This window comes from Chengkuizengella sediminis (genome assembly GCF_010078385.1).
GTDB classification, from domain to species: Bacteria; Bacillota; Bacilli; order Paenibacillales; family KCTC-33759; genus Chengkuizengella; species Chengkuizengella sediminis.
Map to the genome: position 1 here is coordinate 335,550 of NZ_SIJC01000001.1, position 13,995 is coordinate 349,544.

Genomic DNA, 13,995 nt, shown 5'->3' on the forward strand with positions numbered 1-13,995 from the left:
AATTTATTCATTTACTAATAAAACAACAGTAATGTTGTCATCTCCACCTGCATCAAGCGCATGCTGAATTAATTCATTAGCCTTATGTTCAATATTTTGTTCTTTGCTTAAAATATGAACCATGTCCTGTTGACTTACTAAGCTGCTTAAACCGTCACTACATAACATTAATAAATCATGCTGAAGCCACTCATGACGATGAATTTCGATGGTAACATATTCTTCAGTTCCTAAAGCACGAGTTAATAAGTTACGTCTCGGATGTTGCTCTGCTTCTTCAAGAGAAATTTGTCCACTTTTTACTAATTCGTTTACTAAAGAGTGATCCTCTGTTAGTTGTATCATAGATTCATCAGTATACTTATAAGCTCGGCTATCCCCGATATGTGCAATTAAAATCAATTCAACTGTTGCAAGTGCAACCACAACAGTGGTTCCCATACCCTTATATTTTTCATTTTCTGAAGCAAGTTGATATATTTTTGCATTTGCTAGATAAATGGCTTCTCGGATGGACATCTCACACTCTTCAACAGACATGTTAACCTCTAAAGATTGCAAACTTTCTTGAATCGTTTCAATCGTAATTTGACTTGCTGTATCCCCAGCCTGATGTCCTCCCATTCCGTCTGCCACAATTGCAAGAGTAAACCCATTTAACTCGGTTTGTACTGCAGCCCGATCTTCATTGACTGCTCTAGTACGTCCAACATCCGTTTTATTGGTTGATTTCATAATTATATCACCTCGTACTTGACTCCATATGTTTAGCACGTAATTGACCACAAGCCGCCTCTATATCATGACCCTGCTCTCTACGAATGGTCACATTCACTTTTTTACGTTCTAAAATTTTTTTAAACTCAAATATATCTTTTTTAGGTGTCCTAATATAATCCCGCTCTGGTACATGATTCACAGGAATCAAGTTCACATGACATAACATCCCTTGCAATACATCAGCTAATTCTTCTGCATGCTCTGGTCGGTCATTTTTACCTCCAATTAAAGCATACTCGAAGGTAATTCTTCTACCTGTTGTTTGAATATAATATTTACAAGCTTTCAACAAGTCACGAAGCGGAAAACGTCGATTTACAGGCATTAAACTTGAACGAAGTGCATCATTTGGAGCATGGATTGAGATCGCTAAATTAATTTGTGTTTTTTCATCTGCAAACTTATAAACGTTTGGAACAATCCCACTCGTTGAAACAGTAATATGTCGCTGCCCGATGTTTAGGCCTTTTTCATGTATCATCGTATTTAAAAATTTCATCATATGATCATAGTTTTCAAAAGGTTCTCCAATACCCATAATCACGATGCTGCTAATACGTTCATTTGTATTATCTAATCTTTGCTGAGCCTGTACCACTTGTGCAATAATCTCTCCAGCTGTTAAATCTCTTTTTAATCCTCCTAAAGTAGATGCACAGAAAGTACAACCTACTCGACAACCAACTTGTGTTGTAACACAAATGCTATTGCCGTAATCGTGTTTCATAATAACGGTTTCTATCGCATTTTTATCTTGCAACTCAAATAAAAATTTGATTGTACCATCTTTCGATTCGAACCTTGTTATCTCATTTAAAGTTACAAAGTTGAAATCCGCTTCTAGTTTTTCGCGAAGTTGTTTAGGTATGTTAGACATCTCCTCAAAACTGTTTACGCGTTTAACATATAACCAATCGTAAATTTGTTCTGCCCGAAATGTCGGTTGTTTATTTTCTTTTACCCATGATTGTAATTCCTCTAGGGTGTAATCATAAATAAAGGGTTTCATTTTCACACAACCTTGTTTATAAAGTGATAATTTCTTTGTCTCTTTTTTTGGGTAAGTTTCAGTCTATTTTATCATATATTCTCATTTTTATGTAAACGGGCAATAAAAAAACCGTCCGAATGATAATAATTCGGCAGCACCTGAAGCATTCCCTCTTCTAACTTGATTTGATGATATATCTCCTGTGGTAAAAGTTTCTCAATAGAGGGATCTATGGAAAATTGTGGGTTTTGTGCTAAAAATGCTTTAACAATATGTTCATTTTCCGACGATTCCATCGTACAAGTACTATATACTAGTACGCCTCCAGGTTTTACTAAGTCAGCTATGTTACTCAGTATATCTAATTGTATTTGTGTTATTTCCTGAACATCTGATTCACTTTTTACCCACTTCAAATCTGGCTTTCTACGGATCACACCTAATCCAGAACAGGGTGCATCCAACAATATACGATCAAAAGAATGTTTCTCAAACTTTTGCTTTAATAGGGCTGCATCTTGGACCGATGTTTTGATATTTTTTAAATGCAATCTTTCTACTTGTTCATCAATCAATTTTTCCTTATGTGGATGGATGTCATTTGCCCAAATGACTCCTGTGTTTTTCATCTTTTCTGCCATATGTGTCGTTTTTCCACCTGGAGCAGCACAACAGTCAAGAATGGTTTCATTCGGCCTAGGATCGATCACTGCTGCAACAAGCATCGAACTTTCGTCTTGTATAGAAATTTTACCTTCCTTAAACCAGGAGCTATGAGCCATGTTCCCTCCACTTTCAACAACAATGCCGTCTGTCGAAATAGTCGAAGGAGATATTTGTATTTCTTCTTGTTGCATCTCATTTATTAGAAAATCTCTATCCTGTTTAAGGGTATTTACTCTTACACTCACATGAGGAGTTCCATTATTCGCTTCGCATATTTGTTCAGTCAACTCTTCACCAAACTGATGAATCCAACGTCTAACCATCCACTCAGGATGTGAGTGTTTTAAGGATATGTGTTGCACAATATTTGAAGTGCTAGGCAATTCTAATTGTTCTTTTTTCCGAATGATGTTTCTTAAAACTGCATTGACCATTCCTGAAATCCCACGATGTCCTTTACGTTTAGAGATGTTCACAGCTTCATTTACAACAGCATGATCAGGAATTCGATCTAAGTAATACAACTGATAAAAACTTAAACGTAATAAATTCCGCACCCATGGTTGCAGTTTCTTTACCTTTTTCGTTACGAATTGGTTTAAAAAATAATCAATTGTATTCATTCTCTGAATCGTGCCATATACGATTTCAGTTGTTAAAGCAGCCTCTTGCCGTTCTAAGTTAAATTTGTTTAATGATTCGTTTAATAAAATATTACTATATGCCTTTTTCTCATCAACCTTTGTAAGAATGTTCATGGCTAGCTCACGAGCTGTAGGCTTTTTCTTTTTTGATGTCGTTGTATTTGATGAAGTCATATAAATCAGCTCCCAAGTAGTGTGCCTTCTGGAATCATACTTCCTTTGCTAAATTGCCCCACATCCATTCTTTTTTTACCAGCGGGTTGAATTTGTGTTAACCAGATCGTTCCGTCTCCAGTTATCACCTCTATACCATTAGAAGTCATCTGAACTACTGTTCCTGGTAATGTTTCCTTATCATAATCAGACTTTGAACTGTTATCAGAAGGATTTAAACTTTCCCATACCTTTAGCACTTTTCCATCCCATAAAGTATAAGAGCCTGGCCAAGGATTTAAAGCTCGAATATGATTAAATATTTCTTTAGAAGATTTTCCCCAATCGATGAGTTCATCCTCTCTTTTAATATTTGAAGCAAAAGTAGCTTCTTCATGATTTTGAACTTCGGGTTGAATATTACCCTCTACAAGTTTAGGCAAAGTTGTTTTTAGCAGTTCCGCTCCAGCAATACTTAGTTTTTCAAACATCGTTCCTGTATTATCCTGATCAAGAATAGGCACTTCTACTCGACTAATCATGTCCCCTGTATCTAAGCCTTCGGCCATATACATAATGGTAACTCCTGTTTTTGCTTCTCCACTTTTTATTGCATGATGAATTGGAGCACCTCCTCTATACTTTGGAAGAAGAGAGGCATGAACATTAATGCATCCTAAACGAGGGACTTCTAGTACCGCTTTTGGTAAAATTTGTCCAAAAGCCGCAGTGATAATTAAATCAGGCTGCAATTGTTTCAATTGTTTTATTGCGTCTGGATTTTTCATTTTTTCAGGTTGAAACACAGGAATATTGTGATTTAACGCCTCTACCTTCACAGGAGTAGGTGTTAGAATCCTCTTCCTCCCCTTAGGTCTATCTGGTTGCGTTACTACTCCGACTACATTTAATTGTTCTTCAAGTAAAAGTTGAAGAGAGGGAACAGCAAAATCTGGTGTTCCCATAAAAACGATACGTATTTGTTTAATCAATGACATTGTTTGGTTGTTCCCTTTCATAAATGGTTTCTGCTATATCTGTAAATAAAACACCGTTTAAGTGATCAATTTCATGTTGGAATATTCGGGCTAGAAAATCCTCTGCTTCATAAACAACTTCATTACCATTTCGATCAAAGCCTTTTACAGTAATGGATTTAAAACGATTTACATCCCCATTGATAGACGGAATACTTAAACAACCTTCAGGTCCTACTTCTTTTTCTGTTGAAGTTTTAACGATTTCTGGATTAACCAACTCAATTAACCCCGGTCCCTCTTCTTCACCTGAATCAAGTACAATTACACGTTTCAATATTCCTATCTGAGGAGCTGCAAGTCCTACCCCAGGTGCATCATACATCGTTTCAGCCATATCATCTAATAATTTATGAAGATTTTTATTAAATTTTGTAACTTCTTTACACTTTTCCCTTAAAATCGGATCAGGATTTTTAACAATGACTCTAATTGCCATGTCAATCACCTACCTTTTATAAATTCATAATTACATTAACATTTGTGGGTCTACGTCTATACTTATCTGCAGTTTAGTTTGTTTTATAGTTTCTTCTAATGAAACAACCGCTTTGTGAACCAAGTTTATCGTTTCCCACCCTCCTTGATATTTTATCAAACATTGGAAACGATATCTATCCTTCTTCCTTGGAATGGGCGAAGCTACAGGACCAAGAACTTCTATAACGGATGAAAGATGCTGTCTTTTAATATATTCTGAAAATGTCTCACCTGTACGTACTAAAAGGTTGATATTTTCATGTGAAAAAGTAATTAATATTAATTTGCAATAAGGTGGATAAATACCTCTTTTTCTCGTTTGAAGTTCTGTTCTCATAAAAGATGAATAATCATGTTGACTCGCACTAATCACACTATAATGATCAGGGTTATATGTTTGTATTACGACCTCACCAGGTAGCTCATGCCTTCCCGCTCGCCCAGAAACTTGTGTAAGTAATTGAAATGTTTTTTCAGAGGCTCTGAAATCTGGTAGGTTTAGCACTGTATCTGCCGCAATCACACCAACTAAGGTCACTTTTGGAAAATCCAAACCTTTGGCAACCATTTGTGTACCTAATAAAACGTCTGCTTTATGATCTCGGAATTGATTTAACCATTTTTCATGAGAACCTTTTTCTGTCGTAGTATCAACGTCCATCCGTATAACTCTTATACCAGGGAAAAAACTAGTGAGACTTTCTTCCACTTTTTGAGTGCCTGTTCCAAAATATCGAATGTGCTGACTTGAGCATGAAGGACAAGTTTGATTTTCTCTTTCAGCATGACCGCAATAGTGACAACGCATATGATGAGTATTCATGTGATAAGTTAAAGAAATATCACAATGGGGACAACTTACAACATGACCGCAAGAACGACACATCACAAAAGTGGAATATCCCCTGCGATTTAAGAGCAAAACCATCTGTTCATTTTTCTTTAATCGATCTTCAATCGCCGTATGTAAAACTCGGCTGAACATGCTTCGATTACCTTCCTTTAACTCTTCTCGCATGTCAACGATATGAACTGGCGGCATAGCACGTCCCGCTACTCTTGTAGGCATCGATAAATAGTTCATCGATGATTGATGACCCTCATAATAAGTTTCTAAAGAAGGAGTCGCTGAACCTAATATGACCGCAGCCTGGTGAGCCTCACTTCTCATTTTTGCAATTTCAATCGCATGATATTTTGGATTATCTTGTTGTTTATATGAAGCTTCATGCTCTTCATCAATAATAATTAATCCAATATTTGTGAATGGAGCAAATATCGCAGACCTTGCCCCGATGACGACCTTCACTTTTTTTTGTTGAATTTTACGCCACTCATCATAACGTTCACCTTGAGACAATCTGCTATGGAGTACCGCCACTAAGTTCCCAAAACGACTTTTAAACCGTTCAACCATTTGTGGTGTTAATGATATTTCAGGAACAAGTACAATCGCCTCTCGATTCTGATTTAAACACTGTTGAATCGTTTGTAAATAAACTTCCGTTTTACCGCTCCCTGTGACTCCGTGTAATAAAAAAAGCTGCTGCTTTTGTTCTTGAATGATATGACGAATGGATTGATAAACCTTCTCCTGCTCTTCAGTAAGTTTCAATGGATAGCTTTGGATAAAATCATGTTTTTGAAAAGGATCTCGAAAGATTTCAGTTGTTTCTAATTGCAGCCATTTTTTGTTCACTAAAGCTTTGATACTCGAGGGACTAGTATTCAATCTTTTGGTTAATTCAGCTAGCTGTATTGAATTAGGATGTTCTATAAAAAACTGTAAAATTTCCAATTGTTTATGTGCCTGTTTAGATAACTCTTTTTTGTACTTTTCTAACAATGTTATATTTTGTGGAGGATTTACCATTAAAACTTTTTTAGCAGAGACACGATTTTTGATGTTTTGAGTTTCGGTTAATACCTCGCCTAAAATCATTTCTTTAATAGTTAAACTTGCATTTGGGAAATGGTCAAGTAATTCATTCATTTCAACAGATTGTTTACTTTTTATAAAATGTATAATTTCATTTTCTATCTCACTTTTTGCAATAAATTCTTTTTTCTCTGTTGAATCAGATAATGTAATATATTTTTCGTATTTAGCTTTCAATGCGCCTGGTAGCATCACCTGAAGCGCTGTAATTTCATTGCATAAATATTTACGACTTATCCATTTAGCTAACTTTACAAGCTCCTGTGTTAAGGGAGGCTGAAGATCTAAAACATTTTCAATGCTTTTCATCTTACGATCATCAACTTCGCTTTCTTCTAATAACCCAATAACAAAACCTTGAATCATTCTCGGACCAAACCGTACAGCAACCCTACTCCCAATTTCTACCCAATCGGTTAAAGATGGCGGGACCTTATAATCAAATGGACGATTGGTTTGTTTTGAAGGAACATCAACGATGACACGAGCATACATGGTTTAAAATCACCACCTTACGACATTTTTGAAGCAGCAATTTTAAGAATTTGTTCTGAAACTTGCTCTTTGGATAAGAGTGGCATTTCTTCGATTAATCCCATTTTATCATATAGATTCACCTTATTTGTATCTGTACCAAAACCAGCACCAAGAGCTGTCACATCATTTGCAACAAGCATATCACAATTTTTATTTTTCAATTTTTCAAGTGCATATTTTTCTAGATCATTTGTTTCTGCAGCAAAACCAATTAAAAACTGGTTTGTTTTTAATTCACCTAATTTTTTTAATATATCTGGATTTTTTTGAAGTCTTATTGTTAAAGTATCATCTGATTTCTTTATTTTTTTTTCATATTGTTCTATGGGACGATAATCAGCGACTGCAGCGGCTTTAATCACGATATCCATCTCATCATATCGGCTTAATACAGCTTGATACATGTCTTCTGTTGTTTTAACACATACATTCTCCACTCCATCTAACACTTTTAAATGAGTGTTTGCTGAGACTAACACGACTTCTGCCCCCATTTTATAAGCCGCTTCTGCTAACGAAAACCCCATTTTACCAGAAGAATCATTTGTAATATATCGAACTGGATCTATGCGCTCTAAAGTCCCCCCGGCAGTAACTAAAACACGTTTTCCTTTCAGCAATTGAGAAGACTCAAAAGTCAGAAAATGCTGCTGTACAGCCTCATATATGGTTTCTGGCTCAGCTAATCTGCCTTCACCAACATACCCGCAGGCTAATTGACCCGTACCAGGACTCACAAATTGAATACCGCGTTGCTCCAGTATTTGCATATTTTTTTGTACGGCAGGATGTGCATACATATGTACATTCATAGCAGGTGCTATCATGATAGGAGCCATCGTAGCTAATAATGTAGTGCTGAGCATATCATCCGCTAAACCATGTGCTATTTTGGCAATAATATTTGCAGTAGCTGGGGCAACTAATACCAAATCTGCACGATCAGCTAAATCGATATGAGAAACGACAGCCGCATCTTTTTCATCGAATATATCTACGATTACAGGATTTCGAGATAACGTTTGTAATGTTAATGGTTGGATAAATTGTGTTGCAGATTCAGTCATAATAACATGAACATTCGCTCCACCTTGAACTAACTTACTACATAAAGAAGCTGCCTTATATGCTGCAATACCTCCGCTAATCCCAAGTACGATTGTTTTACTTTTCAACATATAAATCTCCCTACTTTCCTAAAGATCAAAAGCTCTTATCGGAACATCCCGAAGAGATCGTCGCGAGTAATCAAAAAAATAACAACCCTCAGGTTGTTTAAAAAATGAAGTATTTTTAATTGTTTTCTATGATTAGAATGTGATCATTATAAATCTCTTCTAATGCCTTACCAACATATTTATGTGATTTTACTTTTTCTAATTTTACATGCTTGCCATCTCGAAGTAATCTCGCTTCTTTAGAAACGGCTACAACAAGTGAATATTTGCTATCAATTCTATCAACAATTTCATCAATGGATGGATATAACATCATTACACCTCTTCTTTTGTTTTGTTCTCAATAAATCGAAATCTTTTACAATGTTCTGCTACAATAATAGATTCTACCTTTGCACATGCATTTTTTATCTTATCATTGACCACAGCATAATCATAATGTTTCAATAATTCAATTTCCTCTTGAGCCATAGTTAATCGATGTTTTATGATATCTGCTGACTCAGTTCCTCTTCCTTCAATACGATTTTTCAACTCATCAATCGAAGGAGGAACTAGAAATATATAGACAGCTTCAGGAAATTTCTCCTTTACTTTCAAAGCACCTTGCACATCTATTTCTAATATAATGTCTTCACCAGAATCAATCGTTTTTTTCACAAAATCAATGGGAGTTCCGTAATAATTATCAACGTACTCTGCCCATTCTAAAAGCTCATTATTTTGTATCATCTTTTGAAATTCTTCTTTTGATTTGAAGAAATAGTTCACACCATCAACTTCGCCTTTACGAGGCTGTCTAGTAGTAGCTGATATTGAATAAATAAGTTCAGGTTTTTGTCTTCGCAGTGCTGCACATACTGTCCCTTTTCCTACACCAGAAGGACCGGACAATACAATTAATAATCCTTTATCCATAACACTCTCCATAATTATTCGTCTTCATCTTCTTTATTACTTGTAAGTCTTTGGGCTACTGTTTCAGGTTGCACAGCAGATAATATCACATGATCACTATCTGTTAATATCACAGCACGTGTTCGACGTCCATATGTAGCATCAATCAGCATATGGCGGTCACGTGCTTCTTGAATAATTCTTTTAATGGGTGCCGACTCTGGACTGACTATAGAAATAATACGATTTGCAGAAACAATATTACCAAAACCAATATTAATAAGTTTTATACCCATTTCAGTTCCTCCCTATTACCTATTCACAGATTACCTCTTTGATATACATATGAAGATCATGGCTTTCATTGAATATTTTGAACTTGTTCTCTAATTTTCTCTAGTTCTGCTTTCAAATCAACGACTTTGTTTGTGATTTCGGTAAAATTAGACTTTGATCCGATCGTATTAACTTCTCTGTTCATTTCTTGGATCAAAAAGTCAAGCTTGCGCCCAACAGGCTCATCTTGATTAAACAATGTATTAAATTGCTCAAAATGACTTAACAAACGGGTTAACTCTTCATCTATATTAGCACGTTCTGCAATTAAGGCAACCTCCATAGTAAAACGAGATTCATCTAATTGTTTGTCATAAACTTCTTGAATTCTCTGTAATAATCTTTCACGCATTTGTTCAACTGCTGATAGTGCCATAGACTGAATTTGTGTATGGAGTTCCTCCATCACTTGTACTCGTTTCATTAAATCTTTGCGTAAATGACTTCCTTCTTTCGATCTCATTTCTAATAATTGATGCAAAGCTTCCTCTAAACAATCCGAAATGATTTGATTCATCAATTCATCTTGATCAGGTAGATTTTTACGCAATGAAACTAGATCAGGAATAAGCATAAGATCTTTTAGCGATAATGAATCTTGTAGTTTATAACGAGTTTTAAGCTGATCAGCAGCTTGAAAATAATGATCTGCTAGTTGCCAGTTTATCTCCACTTGTTGCTCAGTGTGGGAATCCTGCTGTTCTATTGTCATAAATACTTCTACACGACCACGCTGAATCCTTTTTTGAATGATTGTTTTTAACTTTTCTTCAAGTGCCAACCATTCACGAGGCATTTTTATTTTAATTTCACGATAACGGTGGTTGACTGTTTTTATATCAATTTGAATTTGATAACCTTTCATCAACCGGATGGCTTGACCAAAACCAGTCATACTTTGTAACATTTAGACACATCCAATATTTTATTTTAATTCATTTTGAGATTGGGTACAAGTAATGATCGTAACGATTTGTTTTTACCCATACATATTGCGTTAAATCAGCAGTCATTTTGTAAGACATAAAAGGTGTGATCAAATAAATACCTTTGAAATAATTTACAGCCACATCTAATAATTCCTTTGCTATTTCTACACCTTCTCTTCTACCCTCTTCGCCTGATAAACCTGCCATTCTTTTTCTTACTTCATCTGACAATTGTATTCCAGGCACTTCATTGTGAAGATATTCTGCATTTCGCTCACTTGCAAGTGGCATAATCCCTATGAAAATAGGAGTATTTAAATGTTTGGTAACTTCATATACATCTTCGATTAAATTGGGGTCATAAACAGGCTGGGTCATAATATAATCAGCTCCAGCGTCAATTTTTCTTTCAAGTCGTTTTACCGCTTTATCCAAATGTTTTACATTTGGATTAAAGGCAGCTCCTACTACAAAATTTGCTTTTTGCTTTAGTGGTCTTCCTGAAAAAGAAATGCCTTCATTAAGCTGTTTAATCATTCTAATCATTTCAAAGGAAGTAGTATCATACACAGAACTAGAACCTGGTAAATCACCAAATCTAGCCGGATCACCTGTTACCGCTAAAACATGATCAATACCTAGAGCATGCAGCCCCATCATATGAGTCTGAGAACCTATCAAATTACGGTCACGACAAGCAATATGCACTAATGGACGGACATCATGTTTTTCCTTAATTAACTGTCCTAAAGCTAAATTACTCATTCTTGTCACTGCTAATGAATTATCTGCCATAGTCACGGCATCTGCACCCACTTGTTTTAAAGCTTCTGCCCCTGACATGAACTTGCTTATATCCAAATCTCTCGGTGGATCCAACTCAACGATAACTGTATGTCTTTGTTTAACAATTTCAACAATGGAAGGTTCTTTTTCTTCTATTATATTGTTAAAAACGCTAGTTTTATGATGAACTATTGAATCTTTAGTAGGTCTGGTAGGTAGTGGAATGTGGTCTTGTGGATCAAAACCTTTAAGTGCATCAGTAATTGCACTAACATGCTCAGGTGTAGTTCCACAGCAGCCACCGATAATTTTAGCTCCTAACTTGGCAAAACGCAATGCACTTTGAGCAAAGTATTCTGGTGAAGCCATGTAAGTATATTCCCCATCCACATAATCCGGAATTCCTGCATTTGGAAAAACAGATAACGGCACTTCTTCTTGAGGAGAAACATTCTCCAATGTTCTTAACATCAAATTAGGACCACTTCGACAGTTTAATCCCACAATATCAGCGCCTTGTTCTCTAACTTGACGAAATGCTTCTGATATAAAAAACCCATCAGATGTACGTCCTGCATCCTCAATAGCAAATTGACAAATGATTGGAAGATCACTCTTTGAACGAATGATTTGTATAGGTATAATTGCCTCTTCTAAATCAAAAAAAGTTTCTAGAATAAATCCATCTACTATTCCATTTAATAAAGCATCAACTTGTTCTTCAAAATCTTTTCTTAATTGTTCTGTTGTGATGTTATTTCGACGACCAGCTCGAATGGAGCCAATAGCCCCGACAACATATGCATCCTCACCAACAGCACTTCGAGCAATTTCTACCCCAGCACGGTTAATGGCTTTCACTTCATTTTCTAAACCATATTTAGATAACTTTTCTCTAGTTGCAGTAAATGTATTAGTTTCAATCAAACGAGCTCCTGCTTCATAATATTTACGATGCACGTCCGCTATGACATCAGGTCTAATCATATTAAACTCTTCATACGAAATACCTACTGGAAATCCAAGGTTATATAAATAGGTTCCCATTGCGCCATCACCGGTAATAATATTGTTTTTAAGTAGTTCGCGCAAATCTGGTTTCATTTCCATCCCCCACATTTAAAATATTATACTTAAATGTATCATAAAACGGGTAGAAAGATAAGTAATTAAGCAAATCTTCTTATTAAAAACCCAGTATAAGTAATTGTTTAAAAATTTATGTTATAGCAAAAAAAGGACTGCTTTAAGTCGTTGATAAAATCTTAATAGACTTCCGACAATCCTTTTTTATCAGCTTATTGACACTAAATTTATTAAAACACTTATCTGTGATTTATCGATCATCTAAACTTTATTAACCATAACTTGAGCATTCCTAACTCGACTTGTTTTTTGCATAACTACTAATATAACAATTGCAACTAAAATAGTCCCAGATACCCACCAGAAGCCATAGGTGTATGTTCCAGTAAGTTCTTTGAAAGTACCTAATATATTGGGAAGGAAAAATCCTCCTAATCCACCAGCAGCCCCAACAAAGCCAGTTAAAAGTCCGACCTCTTTAGGAAATTGGACAGGGATAACTTGAAAGAGTGCTCCATTGGCTGCACCTAAAAATAGTAATGTTAAAAACAACATAGCTAATGCTACATAAACTGAAGGAAGCATACCTACTATCAATAATGTAATCATCGCACCACTAAATAAAAAAACTAATAAACGTAATCCTCCATATCTATCTGCGAAGTACCCTCCAATCGGACGTATAAAGCTACCTGCAAAAACACATAATGTAACAAAATCTCCAGCAGTAACCTTACTTACACCATACTGATCATAAAAGAATAAAGTTAAATAACCTGTTAAACCAACAAAACCACCAAAAGACAAACTATAAAAAAAGCTATACAACCATGTATGTTTATGTTTGATCACCTGCATGTATTCTGAAACTTTCATAGGTTTTACAGCTTTAGGATTATCTTTAGCTAATATAGTAAATACCACAAACGCAATGAGTAATGGTAAAAGTGCTATTCCAAAAACAGCCTGCCAACTGTACATTTCAGCTAACCGTGGTCCAAACAACGTTGCTATGACCGTACCACTATTACCCGCTCCTGCAATCCCCATGGCTAAACCTTGATGTTTTTTAGGATACCAACGACTTGCCAATGGTAACGCAACGGCAAAACTTGCTCCAGCGACACCAAGTAAAAATCCTAACATGTAAATTTGAGGAAGATTGTTTGCGAATAACCATCCCCATGTTAATGGGATCATCGTTAAAATCATACCGATTTGACCAATACGTTTTCCACCGAATCGATCTGCCATTAATCCCATAGGAATGCGTAATAAAGCTCCACCCAATACTGGAATCCCAACCATCATACCCTTTTCAAAATCGGAAAGTCCTAAATCCTCAACGATAAACGTACCTGTAGGACCAAGTAGAACCCATATCATAAAACTAATATCAAAATATAAAAATGAGGCAAATAATGTTGGGTTATGTCCACTTCTTAAAAATTCTTTTAATCTCATCCCACCCACACTCCTTAAATTAATGGTATTTCTTTTTAAATTGTAAGCGCGCCCAAGGAGTAAGGATGTGATATTTATCACAAATGATCATA

13 protein-coding genes are annotated in these 13,995 nt (G+C 35.6%); all 13 read right to left on the reverse strand.

What is annotated here, in order from left to right; all coding sequences use genetic code 11:
- Nucleotides 1–3: 3 nt before the first annotated feature.
- The gene (locus tag EPK97_RS01635) at nucleotides 4–735 is read right to left on the reverse strand and encodes a Stp1/IreP family PP2C-type Ser/Thr phosphatase (RefSeq protein ID WP_162034855.1); all 732 of its coding nucleotides are present in this window, start codon (nucleotides 733–735) and stop codon (nucleotides 4–6) included.
- Nucleotides 736–742: 7 nt separating this feature from the next.
- On the reverse strand, nucleotides 743–1,789 hold the full coding sequence (rlmN, locus tag EPK97_RS01640; protein WP_162034856.1) for a dual-specificity RNA methyltransferase RlmN: 1,047 nt from the start codon (nucleotides 1,787–1,789) through the stop codon (nucleotides 743–745).
- Between the two features lie 71 nt (nucleotides 1,790–1,860).
- A complete protein-coding gene (gene rsmB / locus EPK97_RS01645) occupies nucleotides 1,861–3,255 on the reverse strand; it encodes a 16S rRNA (cytosine(967)-C(5))-methyltransferase RsmB (RefSeq protein WP_162034857.1) in 1,395 nt (464 codons plus the stop codon).
- 5 nt (nucleotides 3,256–3,260) lie between these two features.
- On the reverse strand, nucleotides 3,261–4,253 hold the full coding sequence (gene fmt / locus EPK97_RS01650; RefSeq protein ID WP_240903660.1) for a methionyl-tRNA formyltransferase: 993 nt from the start codon (nucleotides 4,251–4,253) through the stop codon (nucleotides 3,261–3,263).
- Nucleotides 4,219–4,710, reverse strand: coding sequence for a peptide deformylase (def, locus tag EPK97_RS01655; RefSeq protein ID WP_162034858.1), 492 nt, complete (start codon nucleotides 4,708–4,710; stop codon nucleotides 4,219–4,221). Before def ends, fmt begins: the two co-directional genes overlap by 35 nt.
- 30 nt (nucleotides 4,711–4,740) lie before the next feature.
- Nucleotides 4,741–7,185: a primosomal protein N' gene (gene priA, locus EPK97_RS01660; RefSeq protein ID WP_162034859.1), complete on the reverse strand. Its 2,445-nt coding sequence runs from the start codon at nucleotides 7,183–7,185 to the stop codon at nucleotides 4,741–4,743.
- Nucleotides 7,186–7,202: 17 nt separating this feature from the next.
- Nucleotides 7,203–8,405 (reverse strand): bifunctional phosphopantothenoylcysteine decarboxylase/phosphopantothenate--cysteine ligase CoaBC, encoded by a 1,203-nt coding sequence (gene coaBC, locus EPK97_RS01665; RefSeq protein ID WP_162034860.1) that lies wholly within the window; start codon nucleotides 8,403–8,405, stop codon nucleotides 7,203–7,205.
- A 115-nt stretch (nucleotides 8,406–8,520) separates the two neighbouring features.
- A complete protein-coding gene (gene rpoZ / locus EPK97_RS01670; RefSeq protein ID WP_162034861.1) occupies nucleotides 8,521–8,718 on the reverse strand; it encodes a DNA-directed RNA polymerase subunit omega in 198 nt (65 codons plus the stop codon).
- Nucleotides 8,719–8,720: 2 nt separating this feature from the next.
- Nucleotides 8,721–9,323 carry a guanylate kinase gene (gene gmk / locus EPK97_RS01675; RefSeq protein ID WP_162034862.1) on the reverse strand — a complete coding sequence of 201 codons (603 nt, stop codon included), beginning with the start codon at nucleotides 9,321–9,323 and terminating at the stop codon, nucleotides 8,721–8,723.
- A 14-nt stretch (nucleotides 9,324–9,337) separates the two neighbouring features.
- A complete protein-coding gene (remA, locus tag EPK97_RS01680; protein WP_162034863.1) occupies nucleotides 9,338–9,598 on the reverse strand; it encodes an extracellular matrix/biofilm regulator RemA in 261 nt (86 codons plus the stop codon).
- A gap of 65 nt (nucleotides 9,599–9,663) precedes the next feature.
- On the reverse strand, nucleotides 9,664–10,545 hold the full coding sequence (locus EPK97_RS01685) for a YicC/YloC family endoribonuclease (protein ID WP_162034864.1): 882 nt from the start codon (nucleotides 10,543–10,545) through the stop codon (nucleotides 9,664–9,666).
- Between the two features lie 28 nt (nucleotides 10,546–10,573).
- Nucleotides 10,574–12,457 (reverse strand): bifunctional homocysteine S-methyltransferase/methylenetetrahydrofolate reductase, encoded by a 1,884-nt coding sequence (locus EPK97_RS01690; protein WP_162034865.1) that lies wholly within the window; start codon nucleotides 12,455–12,457, stop codon nucleotides 10,574–10,576.
- Between the two features lie 243 nt (nucleotides 12,458–12,700).
- Nucleotides 12,701–13,903: a nitrate/nitrite transporter gene (locus tag EPK97_RS01695; RefSeq protein WP_162034866.1), complete on the reverse strand. Its 1,203-nt coding sequence runs from the start codon at nucleotides 13,901–13,903 to the stop codon at nucleotides 12,701–12,703.
- Nucleotides 13,904–13,995 lie beyond the last annotated feature (92 nt).

Excerpts from the sequence above, each read along its gene's own strand:
- EPK97_RS01690 (WP_162034865.1), bottom strand. The coding sequence starts at position 12,457 with ATGAAACCAGATTTGCGCGAACTACTTAAAAACAATATTATTACCGGT.
- rsmB (WP_162034857.1), bottom strand. The coding sequence starts at position 3,255 with ATGACTTCATCAAATACAACGACATCAAAAAAGAAAAAGCCTACAGCT.
- priA (WP_162034859.1), bottom strand. The coding sequence starts at position 7,185 with ATGTATGCTCGTGTCATCGTTGATGTTCCTTCAAAACAAACCAATCGT.
- EPK97_RS01685 (WP_162034864.1), bottom strand. The coding sequence starts at position 10,545 with ATGTTACAAAGTATGACTGGTTTTGGTCAAGCCATCCGGTTGATGAAA.
- rlmN (WP_162034856.1), bottom strand. The coding sequence starts at position 1,789 with ATGAAACCCTTTATTTATGATTACACCCTAGAGGAATTACAATCATGG.
- remA (WP_162034863.1), bottom strand. The coding sequence starts at position 9,598 with ATGGGTATAAAACTTATTAATATTGGTTTTGGTAATATTGTTTCTGCA.
- coaBC (WP_162034860.1), bottom strand. The coding sequence starts at position 8,405 with ATGTTGAAAAGTAAAACAATCGTACTTGGGATTAGCGGAGGTATTGCA.
- def (WP_162034858.1), bottom strand. The coding sequence starts at position 4,710 with ATGGCAATTAGAGTCATTGTTAAAAATCCTGATCCGATTTTAAGGGAA.
- gmk (WP_162034862.1), bottom strand. The coding sequence starts at position 9,323 with ATGGATAAAGGATTATTAATTGTATTGTCCGGTCCTTCTGGTGTAGGA.
- EPK97_RS01695 (WP_162034866.1), bottom strand. The coding sequence starts at position 13,903 with ATGAGATTAAAAGAATTTTTAAGAAGTGGACATAACCCAACATTATTT.
- rpoZ (WP_162034861.1), bottom strand. The coding sequence starts at position 8,718 with ATGTTATATCCATCCATTGATGAAATTGTTGATAGAATTGATAGCAAA.
- EPK97_RS01635 (WP_162034855.1), bottom strand. The coding sequence starts at position 735 with ATGAAATCAACCAATAAAACGGATGTTGGACGTACTAGAGCAGTCAAT.
- fmt (WP_240903660.1), bottom strand. The coding sequence starts at position 4,253 with ATGAAAGGGAACAACCAAACAATGTCATTGATTAAACAAATACGTATC.